Below are 17,600 nucleotides of genomic sequence, written 5' to 3' on the forward strand. Positions count from 1 at the left end.
AACGCAACCGCCTTGGGTACTGGCCGCTATTCCGCCGGTATGGACGTCGCCGCCCTCGCCGCCGACCTCCGTGCGGCGGCCCGACGCCGGAATCACCGACGCATCCTCGTCCTCGCCGGCTCGCGCGAGGCCGGCATCGACGCTGCGTTCGACGCGGTCGAGGGGGCCGAGATCCCGGACGCGGAGACGACAATCGTCACTGGTCGCGAAGGTTTCCGGTTCGACCGCGTCGCGCCCAAACACGCGACCGACCTGCTCGGCACTACGCGGACGGCGGTGATCTGCGACGCCCACGAGTCGTTCTCACCGAACGTGCTCGGGCGGATCGGTGGCACGGTCGACGGTGGCGGGTTGTTTGTGCTGCTCACGCCGCCGCTGGATGCGTGGCCCGAGCGAGCGGGGTCGTTCGAGGAGTCGCTCGCGGTTCCACCGGACGGACTCGACGACGTCGGCGGGCGGTTTCGCGAACGACTTGTGACGACGCTTCGGAGCCACCCGGGCGTCGCGATCGTCGACGTCGACAACGGAACCGTCGAACGGCACGCGAACGCCGGCGGGGAGACGACCGAGGCGGTCCCGGAGCGCTCACCCGTTTCGATCCCGACCGACGGGAGGCGTCGCTTTCCTCCCGCCGCGTACGAGGCGTGCCTGACGGCAGACCAGTCCCGGGCGCTGCGCGCGATGGAAGCCCTCGCCGAGGCGGCAGAATCTGCCGCCGACGCTGCCGGATCAAAAGCGGACGCGGGCGGGTCAGACACCGGCGTGAAGGGCAATCGTGATTCCCGGGCCGTCGTCATCGAGGCCGACCGCGGGCGGGGAAAGTCCAGTGCTGCAGGACTTGCTGTGGGGTCGCTCGCCGCCGAAGGGCGCGACGTGCTCGTCACCGCCCCAGCGCGTCGAAACGCGGCGGACGTGTTCGCCCGCGCGGCAGCGGTCCTCGACGAACTCGATGCCCTCGACGAGTCGTCGACCAAAGACGGCCGCAGGAACGCCGACGAGGACCTCCTCGCCACGAGCGGGGGGCGCGTCCGGTTTGCGACCCCGACCACGGCCGTCGAGCGCCTCGGAGCGCCGGACTGCGTCATCGTCGACGAAGCGGCCGCGCTTCCGGTTCGGTTGCTTTCGTCGTTTCTCGACGCCACCGCCGTCGCGTTCGTCACGACAGTCCACGGCTACGAGGGGGCCGGGCGGGGCTTTTCGGTCCGCTTCCGCGCGGATCTGGCGGCAAGTCACCACACCGTGACAGACGTCTCGATGCACGAACCGATTCGCTACGCGGCCGGTGATCCTCTGGAAACCTGGGCCTTCCGGACACTGTTGCTCGATGCGACCCCGCCCGTCGCGGACCTCATCGAGTCAGCGTCGCCATCGACTGTCGAGTACCGCGTCCTCGACCCGTCGGATCTCGCCGCCGACGAGCACCTCCTACGGTCCGTGTTCGGGCTACTCGTTCTCGCCCACTACCGGACGGAGCCGAACGACCTCGCGCGACTCCTCGATGCCCCGAACCTCCGCGTCCGAGCGCTCGAACACGAGGGGCACGTGGTCAGCGTCGCGTTGCTCGCGCGGGAGGGCGGCCTCGATGCATCCACGCGCGCGGAGATGTACGAGGGGGCGCGGGTCCGCGGTAATATGCTCCCGGACGTCTTCACCAGCCAACTTCGCGACGAGGCTGCCGGCCGTCCAGTCGGTTACCGTGTGGTTCGCATCGCGACCCACCACGCCGCTCGGTCGCAGGGTCTCGGATCTAGACTCCTGGGTGAGATCCGCGCGGAGTTCGCCGGCACGGCAGATTACCTCGGTGTCGGATACGGCGCGACGCCGGAACTGCTCTCGTTCTGGGACGCGAACGGCTTTCAGACCGTCCATCTCTCGACGACGCGCAACGAGTCCAGCGGCGAGTACTCCGCGCTGATGGTGGATCCACTCTCTCCGTCGGGAGCGCGGCTTCGGGACCGCCACGCCCGGTGGTTCCGCGACCGGATCCCGGCGCTCCTCACAGACCAACTCAGCGACGCCGACGTCGACGTGGTTCGCGGCGCGCTGGCGGCGTGCCAACCACCCGAGGAACCGCCGACCCTCACCGAACGTGAGTGGCGTATCGTCGTCGGCGCAGCCACCGGCCCCGGACAGTATACGACCGGCCCGGCCGGGTTCCGCCGCCTCGCGCTCGCGGCTCTCCTCGATGCGCCGACGGCTCAAGACGAATCCGCAACGCCGTTGACAGGCCGCGAGGAGCGATTACTGGTGGGGAAACCGCTCCAGACTCGGTCGTGGGAGGCTGTCGCCGACCAACTCGACTACGCCTCGACGCGGGAATGTATGCGTGCATTTGGGGCCGCCTACGAGACGCTGGTCGATCGGTTCGGGAGCCACCTCGACGTCGTGCGCGCAGAACGGGCGCGCTTTCGAGACTGATCCGGGGCGTGGTGATCCGCCCGAACAGCCGGCACCGGGATCAACCCACTGCGTTCATCACTCTCCCGACTGAGGTCCAGATATGACTCCGCTCGCGTGGCTCGCGCTCGCCCTCGCCGTGGTTGCGGTGATCGGAGCGGCCCTCCCGTTGCTTCCCGGGGGTGCGCTCTCGGTCGGTGCAGTCCTCCTCTACTGGTGGTCGACTGGGTACGCCGATCCCTCGGCCGCGCTCGTCGCAGTCTTAGTCGCCGTCGGCCTGCTCACGATGGTGGTGGACTATTTCGGCGGTGCGATTGCCGCCAGGGCCGGTGGCGCGTCGGTGGCGACGACAGCCGCGGCCGTTCTCGTCGGATTGCTGTTGCTCTTCGTGGCAGGGCCGGTCGGCTTCGTGATCGGCGTCGCCGCGACCGTGTTTGCCGTCGAGTTCGCACAGCACGCGGACGCCGAGGCGAGCGGCCGAGTCGCGCTCTACGCCACGGTTGGCGTCCTCGCGTCGACGGCGGTTCAGGTCCTCCTGACCGGTACGGTCCTCGTGGCGCTCGTCGTGGTCGCACTGCTCTGAGTGGCCCCGGTGAACGTGCCTGTAGCACGCTGATCCGACGGTGGAATTATATCGGTCCTACCCTTACGACTGGCCGTGAGCGTCAACGTCGAAACGAAGGAGGACCCCCCCGGTTCCGCGGAGTACGCGGAGGACGCCTGGACCCTCAAAGAGGTGATCCGCGCGCAGGAGGGCGTTCTCAAACAGCGCCGGACCTTCTTCGTCGACGCCTACCGCCGTGCCCGCGATCACCTGCTTTTCGAGGAGGACGAGTTGATCGGTTTCGCGTCCGTCCGCCGAGACGGCTATATCCTGTTTCTCGCCGTCGCCCCCGATCGACGGGGTGAGGGCCACGGCAAACGCCTCGTCGCCGCGGCGCTCCAGGAACACGAGTCAATCTCCTGTCACGCGCGGGCGACGAACGAGTCAGCCCTGTCGTTCTACGAGCATCTCGGCTTCGAGATCCAACGACGGATCACGGGCTACTACGAGGACGGCGGCGACGCGTACTACCTCCGACTGGGCGATGGCGGGTCCCTCCGCGACAAGTTCGCCGAGTTCTTCCGCCGCCGGAGATGAGCGACGTTGCCGACCCGCTCTCGATCGGCGTCCTTGGCTACGGATTTATGAGCCGTGCGCACGCGAACGCTCTGGCTCGCTTGCCGATGTTCTTTCCTGACGCCCCGTCGACAGAACGGGCGGTCCTCGTCGGTCGCAACGCCGACGCGGTCGAAACAGCCGCGAGTCGGCTGGGGTTCGCCGCCACTGCCACTGACTGGCGCGAGGTCGTCGACGACGTGGACGTGTTCTACAATCTGGGACCCAATCACGTCCACGCGGATCCGTCGATCGCCGCGCTGGAGGCGGGCACGCACGTCCTGTGTGAGAAACCACTGGCGCGAACTCTCGACGAGGCCGCAGCGATGCGCGACGCGGCCAGCAACTCGGACGCCGTCGCGGGGTGTGGGTTCAATTACCGGTACGTTCCTGCGGTCAGACTCGCCAGACGGTTCGTTGAGGACGGCCGTATCGGTGACGTCAGACAGTTCCGCGGGCAGTATCTCCAGGACTGGTTGGCGGATCCCGACGCCCCCTGGTCGTGGCGACTCGGCGAAGATCTGGCCGGCTCGGGCGTTTTAGGGGATTTCGGTGCGCACACTATCGATTTGGCTCGCTTCCTCGTCGGCGACTCTGCCGGGGCCATCGAACGCGTCTCGGGACACCTCCAGACGTTTGTCGAAGCGCGGCCAGCACCCGACGACGAAGGAACGCGGCCGGTCACCGTCGACGACGCCTACACTGCGCAAGCCGAGTTCGACAACGGCGCCGTGGGGACGTTCGAGGGATCGCGGTACGCTCACGGCCACGAGAACGACCACCGGATCGAGATCCACGGCTCGGCGGGCAGCCTCTCGTTCTCTCTGGAGCGACTGAACGAACTGCGGTACGCCGACTCGGACGATCGCGGGTACGAGCGCATTCTCGTCACGGGCGAGGACGACCCATACGGCGAAGCGTGGTGGCCCCCGGGACACACCCTCGGGTGGGAACACGCTGTCGTTCACGAGAACTACGAGTTCCTCCGCTCTATCGCCGCCGCCGACCCGTTCCGACCGAGTTTCGAGGACGGCTACGCCGTGCAGCGCGTGCTCGGAGCGATCGAGCGCGCCGCCGAGCGCGGCGACTGGGTCGCCGTAGACGAGATTACGGACGAGTGAGGTGCCGTCGATGAGTGCGGAGAGACGAGTTGCAACTAGTCAGGGCGAAGGGACGAGTCCCAATCGGTGGGATTCACTTGCAGGTGACGGAACCTCGCAAACGGCGCTCGCGAGTGGACTGACGTGGTCAGCGCGGACTGCGAGTGAAGAACAAATGCCGGCGGAGCGTGTTGGTCCGCGCGCTGTGATCGATTCGACCCCGCTTCAGAGCTCTTTGACGCCGTTGTCGGTGATGAGTTGATCGACGAGTTCCATCGGGGTCGCGTCGTAGGCCGGGTTCTCGATGTGGACGTTCTCGATCGGTTCCAGCGAGACCTCCGCGGGCGGGCGGTATTCGTTCTCGAAGACGAAGCCGTCGTCGACGACCTTTGCGGCCGAGCCAACCACGGTGACCGGAACCCCGAGGTGGGTCGCGGTAGTCACGATTGGGTGCGTCCCGACGCGGTTGTACAGCGTCTCCTCGACGATGCAGTCCATTCCGATCACCACTCTATCGCACTCCGGCAGGAACGACCCGACCGCGCCGTCCACCAGCAGGTGCGGTTCGACCCCCTCGACGGTCGCGAGTTGACGCGCGATCTTTCGACCGAGATAGCGCGGTCTGGCCTCCGTCACGTACGCGGTCAGATCTACGCCCGAATCGACCGCCTTCTCGATGGCTTCGAGGACCGTCGATGAGTAATCGTGCGTGAGAATTGTTTCGCCGTCCTCGAAGGTCGGCGCCGCGTTCGCCGCCGCTCGAGACTTCCCGTGACGGACGTCCTCAACGACTCGGGCCGAAACCTCCTCGAGGAGATCCTTCGCCTCCTTGACCGTGTCTTTGCGGCCGACGACGTTGACGAGGACCGTCTCCATTGCGTTGAACAGCGACGCGTGTGAGGGGTTCGCCCGCTTGAGAGCGCTGACGTTCCGTTCGAGGTCACGCTCGAACTCCTCGGCCGTGGCGTGCTCTCGATCCAGCAGTTCCGAGAGCGACTGCGTCGCCTTGACGGCGACGACCGACGAACTGTGCGTCTGCATCTCTCGGATCTCCGCGATGGTCTCGTCGATCATATTTGAGAGTGGACGAGTCGGGTGAAAGTCCTTCCGACGGCGCGAGTCTCGACGCCCGAACAGTGGTTCACTCAGACCCGTCGTCGGGAGCGACCGCGTCCGGATTCTCGCCGCCGTCGCCAGCATCGAAGCGCCGGGCGTACGCGAACACGGAGACGGCGACGAGAATCCAGACAACCGCGCCGACCCGGATGGCAAACTCCACGCGAGACCCCCAGGTCGGGAGGGGCGTCCGGAGCGAGAGCACCGCGACGACCGGCGAGCCGACGACGATGGTAAGGACGAACGTCGTCTGCATCACCCACCCGTAGTCGACGCCGTCCGGATCGGAAGTCTCGACCGGTTGCACGGGCGTATCTTTGTCGGCCGACGCAAAGACGTGGCGGTTTCGGGTGTCCCAATCGCCGACGCAACGTCCGAAACAGGGCGCACTCACGCCTGAACGTGACCGTCGAGGAAATCCCGCACAGCGTCGTTGAACGCCGTCGGTCGTTCGAGCATCGCGAGGTGTGCCGCGTCGTCGAGCACGGTCAGTTCGCAGTGGGGGATCCCCGCTTCGAGTCGCTCGTGGTAGTGCGGCGGCGTGAGTCTGTCGTACTCACCGACGACCGCGAGCGTCGGCTCCTGAATCCCTGAGAGGTGATCGCGAACGTCGAACTTGTGGGCCGTTCGGAAGTCGCGCTCGAGAATCTCTCGCCCGGTCGTCCGGAGGGCCTTCCGGGACACTTCGAGTGCGTCCTCATCGACGTCGTGAAAGAGGTGATCCGGTTCGTGAAAGAATTCGAGCACCCGCTCGATATCCTGTGAGACCCAGGCGAGGACGTCGTCGAGGACGGGCATCCGGGGTCCCGTGCCGGTGAGCACCAGCCCTGCGAGGTCGAGGTCGCGCTCTAACGCGGTGGTGAGCGCGACGGCGCCGCCCAGCGAGTTCCCTACGAGCACGTCGGCATCGACGGCCTCAGCGACCGCTACGGTGTCGTCGACGTAGGCCGTGAGCGCTTCGTACCCCGGCTCTGCGATCACGTCGTCGCTTTCGCCGTGCCCGCTGAGGTCGATCGTAACGAGCGGATGTTCGGTGGCCAATCTCGATTGGCCCGACCAGACCAGACGGTTGCCACCAGACCCGTGGACTGCCAGCAGGGTAGGCCCCGACCCCCCGCGGTCGAACGTGCGGTAGGCCGTCTTCCGCCCGTGGTGTGTGACCGTTTCCATACAACACATTTCGCGGGCGTCTAAAATAAATCCCCAATGCACTCGGCACGCCGTGACCCCCCGCAGCAGCGGCCGCGAGAGAGCGGTGACGACAGGTCCCGGATCTCGAACTGCAATTCAACCATTGAAATGCGATAACCACCGCTGTACTGCGATTAGTGTACGACAGGTTTATATAGTAAAGCGACTAACTTGGAGTTAGGAATCAACGATGAGCACGATGCAACTTGCCGGTGGAGACGAACGAATCGTCCGCCGGTACGAGTACGACGAGGGCTGGATCCTCGTGATAGATCTCCGTATCGCAGACGAGGACATTAGCGTCGACGTCGTCGGATCGACTGCCATCGTCGTGGCCGATACCGACGACGGCGTGTCCGAGGCGGAGTTTGAACTCCCCGGACCCGAGGCGACGGTCACGACGAACAACGGCGTATTAACGATTGCAGGTGAACAATACCTATGAAACTCACTGTCAAACCCCTCAAGCAGAAAGACGCCGGTCGCGGACTCGCCGCGATCGACCGACAGGCCACCAAGGAGATGGATCTCGAAGGCGGCGACTACATCCGAATCGACGGGAGTGACGGCACCGCTATCGCTCGCGTCTGGCCCGGCTATCCCGAAGACAGCGGCACGGGCGTCGTGCGGATCGACGGCCGACTCCGTCAGCAGGCGAACGTTGGTATCGACGACCACGTCGAGGTCGAGAAAGCCGATATCAAGCCAGCGAAGCACGTCTCTGTTGCCCTCCCGCAGAATCTGCGGATCAGCGGCAACATCGGCGCGCACCTCCGGGACAAACTCGCCGGACAGCCGGTGACACAGGGCCAGAACATCCGTGTCCCGTTCGGCTTCGGTTTTATGTCGTCGGGCAATCAGCCCATCCCGCTGAAGATCGCTTCGACTGAACCCGATGGCACGGTCGTCGTGACCGATTCGACGGAAGTCTCGATCAGCCAGACCCCCGCCGAGGAGATTCAGTCGGGCGAGGCCGAGGAGGGCGACACGCCGAACGTCACCTACGAGGACATCGGTGGCCTCGACCGGGAACTCGAACAGGTGCGGGAGATGATCGAGTTGCCGATGCGACACCCCGAACTGTTCCAGCGGCTCGGGATTGACCCCCCGAAGGGCGTGCTTCTGCACGGCCCGCCGGGGACGGGCAAGACCCTGATCGCGAAGGCCGTCGCCAACGAAATCGACGCCTCTTTCCACACGATTTCCGGCCCGGAGATTATGTCGAAATACTACGGGGAGTCCGAAGAGCAACTCCGCGAAATCTTCGAGGAGGCCGAAGAGGAGGCACCCGCGATCGTGTTCGTGGACGAGATCGACTCGATCGCCCCCAAGCGTGGCGAAGCCGGCGGCGACGTCGAGCGGCGAGTCGTCGCGCAACTGCTCTCGCTGATGGACGGCCTCGACGAGCGCGGTGAGGTCGTCGTCATCGGCGCGACCAACCGGGTCGACGCGATCGATCCGGCGCTGCGCCGCGGCGGGCGCTTCGATCGCGAGATCGAGATCGGCGTGCCGGACCGTGACGGCCGGAAAGAGATCCTACAGGTCCACACCCGGAATATGCCGCTGGTCGACGGGATCGACCTCGATCAGTACGCCGAGAGCACGCACGGCTTCGTCGGCGCGGACATCGAGAGCCTCGCGAAGGAGGCCGCGATGACCGCGCTCCGTCGCATCCGCCCCGAACTCGACCTCGAGTCCGACGAGATCGACGCGGATATGCTCGACTCCATCGAGGTCACCGAGAACGATTTCAAAGAGGCCATCAAGGGCATCGAGCCCTCGGCCCTCCGCGAGGTCTTCGTCGAAGTCCCCGACGTCACCTGGGACGACGTCGGCGGCCTCGACGACACTAAAGAACGCCTCCGCGAGACGATCCAGTGGCCGCTCGATTACCCTGACGTGTTCGAGCAGATGGATATGCAGTCCGCCAAAGGCGTGCTGATGTACGGCCCGCCCGGGACCGGCAAGACGATGCTGGCCAAGGCCGTCGCCAACGAGTCCGAGTCGAACTTCATCTCGGTGAAGGGGCCGGAACTCCTCAATAAGTATGTGGGCGAGTCCGAGAAGGGCGTCCGCGAGATCTTCCAGAAGGCCCGCGAGAACGCCCCGACCGTGGTGTTCTTCGACGAGATCGATTCGATTGCGACCGAGCGCGGCAGCAACACGGGCGACTCCGGCGTCTCCGAACGCGTCGTCTCCCAACTGCTGACCGAACTCGACGGGCTCGAAACGCTCGAAGACGTCGTCGTGGTGGCGACGACTAACCGGCCGGACCTGATCGACGCGGCGCTGCTCCGTCCGGGCCGACTGGACCGCCACGTCCACGTCCCGGTCCCCGACGAGGGAGCCCGCCGGGCGATCTTCCAGGTCCACACCCAGCACAAACCGCTCGCCGACGACGTCGACCTCGATTCGCTCTCGCGGCGCACTGAGGGGTACGTCGGCGCGGATATCGAGGCGGTCTGCCGTGAGGCCTCGATGGCTGCCAGCCGGGAGTTCATCAACAGCGTGTCCCCCGAAGAGGTCGGCGACTCCATCGGCAACGTCCGCGTGACGATGGACCACTTCGAGCACGCGCTCGACGAGGTTGGCCCGAGCGTCACCGCCGAGACGCGCGAGCGCTACGAGGAGATCGAACAACGCTTCCAGTCCAGCGAGGTCGAGCGCGAACCCGAAGCCGGCGTCGGCCGGACGTTCCAGTAACGGTCGCGGTTCGACTTCGGCTTCGAGTCGCTCAGTTCACGCGCTTCGTTTTTGAAGTAAATCTGTTTACAGTTTCTTTCATCGGAAACATAGTGTCAAATCAGACGTCCGCCTCGAGTCCGTCCAGATCGGTGAGGATGGTCGCCGCGTGATCTTCGACGTCGACGCCCTCGTATGTGAGGGCGATCTCGCCATCGGGATCGATCACGTACGTGTTCCGAAACACGCCGTCGAAGGTGTTGCCGAACATATTCTTCTCCCCGTAGGAGTCGTAGGCGCTCGCGACGCTCCCGTCCTCGTCGGAGAGGAGTCGGAACGGGAGCTCGTACTCCTCCGCGAACGATTCGAGATCCGAAACGGAGTCGTCGCTGATCCCGAAGACGCTGACGCTGCGTTCCCCGAACTCGTCGTACGTGTCACGGAAGCCGCAGGCCTCCGTGGTGCAACCGGGGGTATCGGCCCGTGGATAGAAGTACACGACGACGAATTCACCGCGATGATCCGACAGCGAGGCCGTCTTGCCGTGCTGATCTGGCAACTCGAAGTCCGGTGCCTGCGTTCCTGTCTCTAACATACGAATCGGGTTTCTGTCTCCGGTGCTTGAAGGTACCGCTCCGCCTGTCACTCCAGTCGCTCGGCGGCGTCGCGTTCGATGAGCGGTCCCGCGTTCGTGCTCGGCAGCGTCACTACGTCTTCGGCCGCGAGGTCGTACTCTCGCTCGTCGACGCCGAGGATCCGGCCCACGTCCTCGGTGATCCGGAGGGTCAACCGCTCGGTGTCGTCGCCTCTCGACCGTCTCTCGGATCCCTCCGATCCCCCTCTCGCGGCCGACGTGTTCTGCCCTCCCTCTGCGGGACGGCCCCCGTCCCGGGCGGTCCGCTGGTCATCCTCTGAAAGGGCCGTCTCTTGACCCGTGGCGTCTTCGGTCTCGGCACCGACGACTGGCGCTTCCGTCGTCGCCGCGTCGGACGGAGCGTTCGGCGGGACTGCCGGTCCGCTCCCGTCGGACGGGTGGTCCGCCGCTGTGTCAGACGACAAGTCGGTCGCCTCCGCGGTGGCCGAATCGGTCGCTCCCGCCGCCGCCGAGGTCCCCGTCGTCGCGGTCGACGGTGCCGGATCGTTCGATCGGTTCTGTCCCATCGCCTCGGTGAGCACGTCGTCGGGGGACGGAGCGTCCGCTCTGATCTCGGCGACCCCAGAATCGGCCTCTCCTGGAGATTGACTCTCGGCAGACGCGGAGTCCTTCGTCATCTGATCGGATGGTGCGCTGTTCGCGTCCGTCCCGTCGGCCGCGGGACATCCCTCTCCGGCGAGGACGTCGAGAATCGTCTGTCGGTTTTGCTTGATGCGTTCGACGAGGTCGTCGAAGAGGTCGCGCTCCTCGGCGGTCAGCCCGTTCGTGTCAGCGCTCATATCAGCGGCCGCGAACGATGCCAGTTTGACGACCTTCCCAACCCGACGCTCGTAGATCGCTTCGACGACCTCCTCGGCAGTCTCGATTTCGTCGGTCAGTTCGCCGACTCCGGGGTCACCGAAGGGGTCGTCCACTGCCGCCGCCGCCCGTTTGCGTTCGGCCTTCCGCTCCTGAATGTAGTCGGCGACGTCCCCGTAGAACGAATCGCGGAGATGCTGGAGGCTATCCTTCTGGCGCTCGGTCCGTTGGACGCTCCGCAACTCGTCTAAATCCATACTGTCTCTCTTCCGTTCACTCTTTGATCTTCTCTGCGCGTCCCCGGGTCATCAAGAAGATCCCGAGGCATTCTTCTACGGAGTACTCTCCCTCCGGGATACTAAACGTGTCGCCGTCGAACGTTACCGGGCCCGGATCGGTGACGTTCACCAGGATGTCGCGCCCCCGGAAGCGCTCGGGTACGGCGTCCTGAAGCGGGTCGAACGCCTCGATCTCCGAGCGATCCAGCGGCGTCACTACCAGTCCGGAACCACCGTGGAGGCTTCTCGGCAACCGGATCAACCGCTTGGTGTCGGTCGTCACGGGTTCGTCGATCGGCGCGGTCTCGGCTTCGATCGCCTCGGTCGTGAGCGCGTCGACGAGGATCCGCGTGCCCGGGCCGCCGGCCTCAACGTTACCATCGCGGATCGCATCGAAGTTGTGCTTGACCTGCCCCAGGATGGTCTTGGCGCGCCCTGCGCCGATGCCGTCGAGTTGCTGGAGGCGAGCGAGCGCGTCGTCCTCGTCCATCTCGCGAAGTCGCTCGGCGAGGTCCACGAGTCGGCGGTGGACCCGCGCGCCCCATCCGCCGCGACGACGGAGTATTCGCCGCGTCGTGCCGCGGTTCGACACCGTCTCGATCAGCCCCTCGCGATTGAGATCGATCGCGCGGACGTGGTCGACGATCTCTCGACGCGCCTCGCTGTCGAGCCCTCTCACGTCGGGATCGCGAACGTGGACGTGGTAGCCACGGCCGCCAGAGAAGACGACCGCGACGTCAGTGAAGCCGAAGTCCTCGTCGACGAACGCGAGCAGATTCAGGAGTTCCGCTTTACACGCGGCGAGCATCTCGGCGTACGACGTCTCTTCGGGATCGACGCCCGGGAGGTGGTCCGCGTCGAGGTCGAAGACGAGGTCGGCGGACTGCCAGCCTTTCTCGTCCATCGACGACGCGCCGGGATCGGTGAAGCGCGCCGAGGAGAAGTAGACGTGTCGCGGGGCCGTCCGGTGGAGGAAGTCGCTCAGATCGCCGACGTCCAGCAGGGACTGGTGGCGAATCATCGTGGTCGAACCCGCACTCCAGGGGATGTGCCCCCACTCGCGACGGTCGGCCGCAGGCGGGAGCGAGATGTCGCTCCGGCGGTAGTAGTCGCCGAATCGACCCTCGAGATAGGTTCGCGTACGCGACTTCATCAGTCAAAATCGATAGCGAAGGGAGAATTAAAGCCGTTGTGACTTGGCGGGAGCGATTCGTCTGATCCGGTCGAGTCGGATCCTCCCACGGCTGAGAACAAGCTTCGGACGGGTACAGTAAGACGTGACAGATGGATATAAAGAAGGTCCTCGCAAGCACCGGTATCGGCAACGCGACTGTAGATACCGTTCTCCCCGCCACGACTGTCACACCTGGTGAGACCGTCGAAGCGTCGGTCCAGATCACCGGCGGTACCGCCGAGCAGGTAGTAGAGGAGGTCCGGCTTGCTCTCGAGACCCGCGCGAAGACAGCCGATGGGTACACCGACGTCGGTATCGCCCGGTTCACCCTGGCCGAGTCGGTCACGATCGAGCCCGAAACAGACGAGCGCTACCCGGCCGATATCGATATTCCCTATCAGACGCTCGTGACGCTCGGCAGCACGCGAGTATGGATCGAAACCGAACTCAATATCGACCTCGCGGTCGATCCCGAGGACACCGATCATCTCGAAGTTGAACCGACGCCACGACTCCGAGCTGTCTTCGATGCGTTGGAGGAACTCGGGTTCTCGTTCCGTGCGGCTGACTGCGAGTACGACCCATACGGACGTTACACGGACGGCCGACAGTTCGTCCAGGAGTTCGAGTTCCGCCCACAGTCCGGATCCTTCGTCGGCAACGCTGACGAAGTCGAACTCGTGGCGCGCACAGATGCCAAGGGTCTGACCGTGTTCGTGGAGGTGTATAAGCGCAGTGGGATGCTCTCGGAGTTGGCCGAAACCGACGAGTGGGTGACGCGTACGACGACCGAGAACACCGATGTCACCACCATCAGCGAACGTCTCCGGTCGCTGATAGAAGAGCGGGTTTGAAACAGCCCGCTTCCGGTCGTTGTAGCGTCCGTCTGTCGGCGGTTACTCGAACTGCTCTTGATCCGGAATCCCTTCGCGTCCGAGGATGATCTCCTGAGCCTCGACGTCCTCCAGTGACGCCACGAGACCCCCGATTTCGAGGGTCCCGTCGTCGGTTTGCAGTCTGAGAGAGGCGACCTCTTCGGTCTCCTCGAACCTCGTGGTTTCGACTTTTCCTTCGACGACGACCGGATCACCGGTCTCGATGTCGCGGCCCGTAATCGAGGCGAAGAAGGGGCCATCGAACACGCGGACGTCTTTCACCGCGCGGCGGATCGAGGCGTAGCGGCGTGGGAAGGGTCGGCGTTTGCCGTCACCAGCGAGCGTTTCGGCGGTCGACCACAGGACTGTCCCGAAGAACCCCGAGACCAGGAAGCCGAGAGCCGAGCGATTGAAGATAACACCGTAGCGGTCGCGGTCGTCGCGGAGCGCGTCCTGTGTGGCGTAGATGGAGTAGTTGCCGTCGGCGACAGCGAGCACGGGCGTCGTGATCCCGCGTCGCGCTCGGGCGACCGTGGCGACTTCGAGGTAGTCGAAGGACGACGGGTCGGGGGCGCGAGAGCCCGGGGTTACGAGCAAGTCGATACTCACGCCCGCGTCGATTGCGGCCGCCAGGTCGTCGCGGAAGCGCCGGAGGAGTTCGGGCGTCAGCGAGAGCACGATCTCGTACTCCGCGCTCTCGATGATCTCCTCGATGTACCGCAGGATCGTCGAGCGCGATTTGACCAGCGAGACTGCCTCGGTGTCCCGAGTAGGCGCTGTGTAACGAGCCTCGAGTTCGGAGACGAGGTCGTCTAAAGACTGCTGGACGTCACCGAACGCATCGTCTGGGTCGACGGCGACGACCTTCATCGGCCGCGACTCACGGAGTTCGACCAACCCGCGATCCGAGAGACTCCGGACCGTGTCGTACACCCTCGGCTGCGGAATCTCGCTTCCGTCGGCGATCTCGGAGGCCGTCAGTTCGCCGTGTTCGAGGACTGCGAGGTAGGCCTCGATCTCGTATTCGCCGAGATTAAACCGGTCGCCGACGCGTTCGAGCGTCGTTCGAAGTTCGTCTGCCATACCAGTATCTCTGACCCTCGACACTTACAATTTATTATGCTCCGAGTAGCACTCGATTATCTAATTGAATCCTATACGAGCGACTCACACGGACTGATACTCCGACTGAGCATATCGTTCTCGCCGCCGAGCGCCTGACCGACGAGTCCGTCGTCGCACCATTCTACCCTCTCACGCTCGTGCGAGCCGTGCCGATGAGACGTCTCTCCGACGGCCGTTCCCCCGTACCGCTAGGGCGCGGCCCCACCCCCGTTCGATGTCAGGATGGCCATTCTCGACCGATTGCTGCATCCTGCGTCGGGTGACAATCCTTTTTATGTGCCCCCACACTGGTCGGAGGTGTGCAGCCTCCAACGACGACCGTGGCCGCGGCGACCACGCCCGACGGACCAATCGGGATGGCGTCGTCGTGGCTCCAGATTCCGGGGGTACGGCCGGTGCTCGCGCTCGTCGTCGTGGCGCTGGGCGTCGTCCTGTCGCGGTACGTCGTCAGACTCCTCGGTCGAACGGTGGCCCGGCAGTTCACGCGACAGAGCGTCGCCCAGACCGTTCTCCGACTCGTCCGCGTTGCCGTCGTGCTGGTATCCCTCGGCGTTGCGGCCCGAATCCTGGGCCTTGAAGTGGGCGATCTGGTCCTGTCGGTGACAGTGTTCTCGGCGGTCCTCGGTATCGTTCTCGCACCGATCGTCGGCAGTCTTATTAACGGCGTGTTCGTTCTCGCAGATCAGCCGTACGAGATCGGCGACCTGATCGAACTGGAGGACGGCCGACGAGCCTTCGTCGACGAGATCACCATCAACTACACCAAACTTCTCACTCTCGACAACACCTCGCTGGTGATCCCGAACTCCTCGATCCGCGATCGGTTGGTGACGAACTATTCGGCGGAGGACGAACGCGTTCGACTCCGAATCGACGTAATCGTCACCTACGAGTCCGACACAGAGCGCGCTCGTCAGATTATGCGCCGCGCCGCTGCCGCCGAGGACGAGGTCGTCGAAGGCGGTCCAGACATCCGTATCGGCGGCGCGCGCTACCCCGCCCGGCCGACCGTCCACCGCGCTGACTTCGGCGACGATGGCGTTCTCCTCCGACTTCGCTACTGGGCGAAGAAGCCCTACCGCATCGCGACTATCGAATCGCAGATCCGCGACCGGATCTGGGACGCGGTCGCGGACGCCGACGACGTCGAGTTCGCCTACCCGCATCGGCACCTCGTCTTCGACGACACCAGCGGCACGCTGGACGCGACAGTCGACTCGCGCGCCGAACGCGAGATCGAAGCCAGCGCAGTACGACGGGCAGAGGAGGCGAACTCACCGGGGACGGTTTCTGAACCCGCAGACACACAGGGCGAGGGCAAGAGTTCGGCTCCCAACGGAGCGCCGGGTGGCGACGAGTGAGTTCGGGATTCGAGGTCAGTCGTCGGCCCGGACGGTGATGACGGTGCACTCCAGTTTCTCACGCAGGTACGACTCGATGTCCGGGTCGTCGAGGATCCGCCGGAGCATCTGTCGCCAGCGACCCGCCTGCTTCGACCCGAGGACCACCACGTCTGCGGCTTCGGCAGCGACCTCCTCGAGAATCGCCTCCTCCACGATGAATCCACGACGGACGACGTAGCGCGTCCGCTCCTGTGGCCCGAACGCCGACTCAACAGCGCGTCGCAGCGCTGCCCGGGTCACGCCTCGACTGTCCTGATAGAGATCAACGTGGAGGACCGTCAACTCGGCATCCCGTTCGTCTGCGATCCGAATTGCTTCCTCTAACGTCGCTCGCGAATGTTTGGACAGCGGATATCGCACCGGGACCACCACACGCGTCATTACAGGCTCGAACGCCCCCACGGTTCCTGAACGTTTGCACTTGGCTCCGCGCTGGACCCCTCGGGGTTCTCGGTCACTCGTCCGACCCAGCCACTTGTTTACCATACGGTGGTCCGCCGGCATCGACACGCGTGATTCGGTCTTCGAGACCGGCATCGATTCCGAACTCGCGGGTGTACGCCGCCATCACCTCGAACTGGATGTCGCCCTCGCCGGCTCGGTGCTGCTCGCTGAGGGTTGGGAACTCGTGATCGGTGTGCAAAAGATACGCGGATGTGGCGATCGTGTACCGTTCATCGACGTCGATCGGCTCCCCGGCGACGGTTGCCCCGAGCAGTTCGTTCGCGTCGTCGTCCCATCTGATTGTCGCGCCCGAGACGTGCCCGTGCCACCAGCCTGGTTCGCCGAAGTCGACCACTGCGGCTGCGGACTCTCTGAATATCTCTCGCAACTCCGCGCCGGTTACCTCAGCGCGGACCACGTGCTCTTCGAACGGAATCACGCTTACGAGGTCGGCGACCGTCACGTCGCCGGCGAGCGGTGGCCCGTTGCGGATTCCCCCGCTGTTCTGCAACCCGACGTCCGCGTCGAGCGACCAGCGATAGGCGTCAGCGACGAAGTTCCCGATCACGCACTCCCCGCCGAAGACGGTCCTCTCGCTCCGATCGATCGGTTCCTCGACGTGAGCTACTACCTCGTCGAGCCCTGCGGCGTCCACACGGCCCTCGAGCGCCTCTACGACGTCCTCTGCGACCGGTGCGTGGGCCGTCTCGTGTCGTGCAACGTCGATCCCGCCGTCGACGTCGCTGTCGATCTCGATCTCGAAGATCACGTGGCCGTTCGCACCCGGCCGGAGCAGGCGGGTCCCCGCTATCCAGTCATCACGCTCGGAGTGGACGTGCCCGCCCAGGATCACGTCGACGTCGACTCGCCTGGCGAGGTCGTCGTCGCCGCCCCCGAGATGTGAGAGCGCGATCACGTGGTCGACTTCTCGCGACTGAAGTTCGGACACGGCGCGTTCGGCCGCCTCGTAGGGGTCAGTGAACATCAACTCACCCGCCATTGGGTTCAGTGACGGCGTCGCGGGGTCAGTGACACCGAAGAACCCGAGACGGAGTCCATCGACCTCCCGAACGGTCGTCGGCGTCACGTGATCGGTCGCGAACCGGTCGCCGTCGGCGTCGAATACGTTCGCAGCCACCCAGGTCTGTGGCGCGTCGGCGACGACGTCACGGGCCGCTCTCGGACCGTAGTCGAAGTCGTGGT

Annotated in this window: 17 protein-coding genes; 8 read left to right on the forward strand and 9 right to left on the reverse strand. The window is 65.1% G+C overall.

What is annotated here, in order from left to right; genetic code table 11:
- Positions 1–39 precede the first annotated feature (39 nt).
- The 4 genes from tmcA to ABEI27_RS03375 all read left to right on the forward strand — a co-directional run bounded on the left by tmcA (position 40) and on the right by ABEI27_RS03375 (position 4,677).
- A complete protein-coding gene (gene tmcA, locus ABEI27_RS03360; protein WP_375797999.1) occupies positions 40–2,418 on the forward strand; it encodes a tRNA(Met) cytidine acetyltransferase TmcA in 2,379 nt (792 codons plus the stop codon).
- Positions 2,419–2,500: 82 nt separating this feature from the next.
- Complete coding sequence (locus ABEI27_RS03365; RefSeq protein ID WP_375798000.1) at positions 2,501–2,980, forward strand: DUF456 family protein; 480 nt, start codon at positions 2,501–2,503, stop codon at positions 2,978–2,980.
- A 75-nt stretch (positions 2,981–3,055) separates the two neighbouring features.
- The gene (locus tag ABEI27_RS03370; RefSeq protein WP_375798001.1) at positions 3,056–3,538 is read left to right on the forward strand and encodes a GNAT family N-acetyltransferase; all 483 of its coding nucleotides are present in this window, start codon (positions 3,056–3,058) and stop codon (positions 3,536–3,538) included.
- Positions 3,535–4,677 carry a Gfo/Idh/MocA family protein gene (locus tag ABEI27_RS03375; protein WP_375798002.1) on the forward strand — a complete coding sequence of 381 codons (1,143 nt, stop codon included), beginning with the start codon at positions 3,535–3,537 and terminating at the stop codon, positions 4,675–4,677. Before ABEI27_RS03370 ends, ABEI27_RS03375 begins: the two co-directional genes overlap by 4 nt.
- 204 nt (positions 4,678–4,881) lie before the next feature.
- Here the strand turns inward: ABEI27_RS03375 and ABEI27_RS03380 are convergent, their stop codons facing one another.
- From ABEI27_RS03380 to ABEI27_RS03390, 3 genes are all read right to left on the reverse strand, one after another.
- Positions 4,882–5,730, reverse strand: a complete 849-nt coding sequence (locus ABEI27_RS03380) for a translation initiation factor eIF-2B (RefSeq protein WP_375798003.1) — start codon at positions 5,728–5,730, stop codon at positions 4,882–4,884.
- A 67-nt stretch (positions 5,731–5,797) separates the two neighbouring features.
- The gene (locus ABEI27_RS03385; RefSeq protein WP_375798004.1) at positions 5,798–6,079 is read right to left on the reverse strand and encodes a DUF5822 domain-containing protein; all 282 of its coding nucleotides are present in this window, start codon (positions 6,077–6,079) and stop codon (positions 5,798–5,800) included.
- An 83-nt stretch (positions 6,080–6,162) separates the two neighbouring features.
- Positions 6,163–6,942, reverse strand: coding sequence for an alpha/beta fold hydrolase (locus ABEI27_RS03390; RefSeq protein ID WP_375798005.1), 780 nt, complete (start codon positions 6,940–6,942; stop codon positions 6,163–6,165).
- A 211-nt stretch (positions 6,943–7,153) separates the two neighbouring features.
- Between ABEI27_RS03390 and ABEI27_RS03395 the strand changes: the two genes are divergently transcribed.
- Both ABEI27_RS03395 and ABEI27_RS03400 read left to right on the forward strand, forming a co-directional pair.
- Positions 7,154–7,408, forward strand: coding sequence for an Hsp20/alpha crystallin family protein (locus ABEI27_RS03395; protein ID WP_375798006.1), 255 nt, complete (start codon positions 7,154–7,156; stop codon positions 7,406–7,408).
- Entirely contained in the window at positions 7,405–9,666 is a 2,262-nt protein-coding gene (locus tag ABEI27_RS03400; protein WP_375798007.1) for a CDC48 family AAA ATPase, read from the forward strand. Before ABEI27_RS03395 ends, ABEI27_RS03400 begins: the two co-directional genes overlap by 4 nt.
- Before the next feature lie 100 nt (positions 9,667–9,766).
- Here ABEI27_RS03400 and bcp read toward each other — a convergent pair whose 3' ends face one another.
- Genes bcp through priS form a run of 3 tightly spaced genes read right to left on the reverse strand, consistent with a single transcriptional unit; the run spans position 9,767 to position 12,529 of the window.
- The gene (gene bcp, locus ABEI27_RS03405; protein WP_375798008.1) at positions 9,767–10,240 is read right to left on the reverse strand and encodes a thioredoxin-dependent thiol peroxidase; all 474 of its coding nucleotides are present in this window, start codon (positions 10,238–10,240) and stop codon (positions 9,767–9,769) included.
- Between the two features lie 47 nt (positions 10,241–10,287).
- Positions 10,288–11,355, reverse strand: coding sequence for a hypothetical protein (locus ABEI27_RS03410; RefSeq protein WP_375798009.1), 1,068 nt, complete (start codon positions 11,353–11,355; stop codon positions 10,288–10,290).
- 16 nt (positions 11,356–11,371) lie between these two features.
- Complete coding sequence (gene priS, locus ABEI27_RS03415) at positions 11,372–12,529, reverse strand: DNA primase small subunit PriS (protein ID WP_375798010.1); 1,158 nt, start codon at positions 12,527–12,529, stop codon at positions 11,372–11,374.
- Positions 12,530–12,666: 137 nt separating this feature from the next.
- Between priS and ABEI27_RS03420 the strand changes: the two genes are divergently transcribed.
- Complete coding sequence (locus ABEI27_RS03420) at positions 12,667–13,404, forward strand: sporulation protein (protein ID WP_375798015.1); 738 nt, start codon at positions 12,667–12,669, stop codon at positions 13,402–13,404.
- 42 nt (positions 13,405–13,446) lie between these two features.
- On the opposite strand, the gene trmB is transcribed toward ABEI27_RS03420, so the two are convergent.
- Complete coding sequence (gene trmB / locus ABEI27_RS03425) at positions 13,447–14,508, reverse strand: HTH-type sugar sensing transcriptional regulator TrmB (RefSeq protein ID WP_375798011.1); 1,062 nt, start codon at positions 14,506–14,508, stop codon at positions 13,447–13,449.
- A gap of 341 nt (positions 14,509–14,849) precedes the next feature.
- Between trmB and ABEI27_RS03430 the strand changes: the two genes are divergently transcribed.
- Positions 14,850–15,911, forward strand: a complete 1,062-nt coding sequence (locus ABEI27_RS03430; RefSeq protein ID WP_375798012.1) for a mechanosensitive ion channel family protein — start codon at positions 14,850–14,852, stop codon at positions 15,909–15,911.
- A 15-nt stretch (positions 15,912–15,926) separates the two neighbouring features.
- Here the strand turns inward: ABEI27_RS03430 and ABEI27_RS03435 are convergent, their stop codons facing one another.
- Together ABEI27_RS03435 and ABEI27_RS03440 are read right to left on the reverse strand one after the other, a co-directional pair.
- Entirely contained in the window at positions 15,927–16,334 is a 408-nt protein-coding gene (locus ABEI27_RS03435; protein WP_375798013.1) for a universal stress protein, read from the reverse strand.
- Positions 16,335–16,407: 73 nt separating this feature from the next.
- A partial coding sequence (locus ABEI27_RS03440; RefSeq protein ID WP_375798014.1) for a bifunctional metallophosphatase/5'-nucleotidase occupies positions 16,408–17,600 on the reverse strand: 1,193 nt, incomplete at its 5' end.

It is taken from the genome of Halobellus sp., from assembly GCF_042218505.1.
Lineage (GTDB): Archaea > Halobacteriota > Halobacteria > Halobacteriales > Haloferacaceae > Haloquadratum.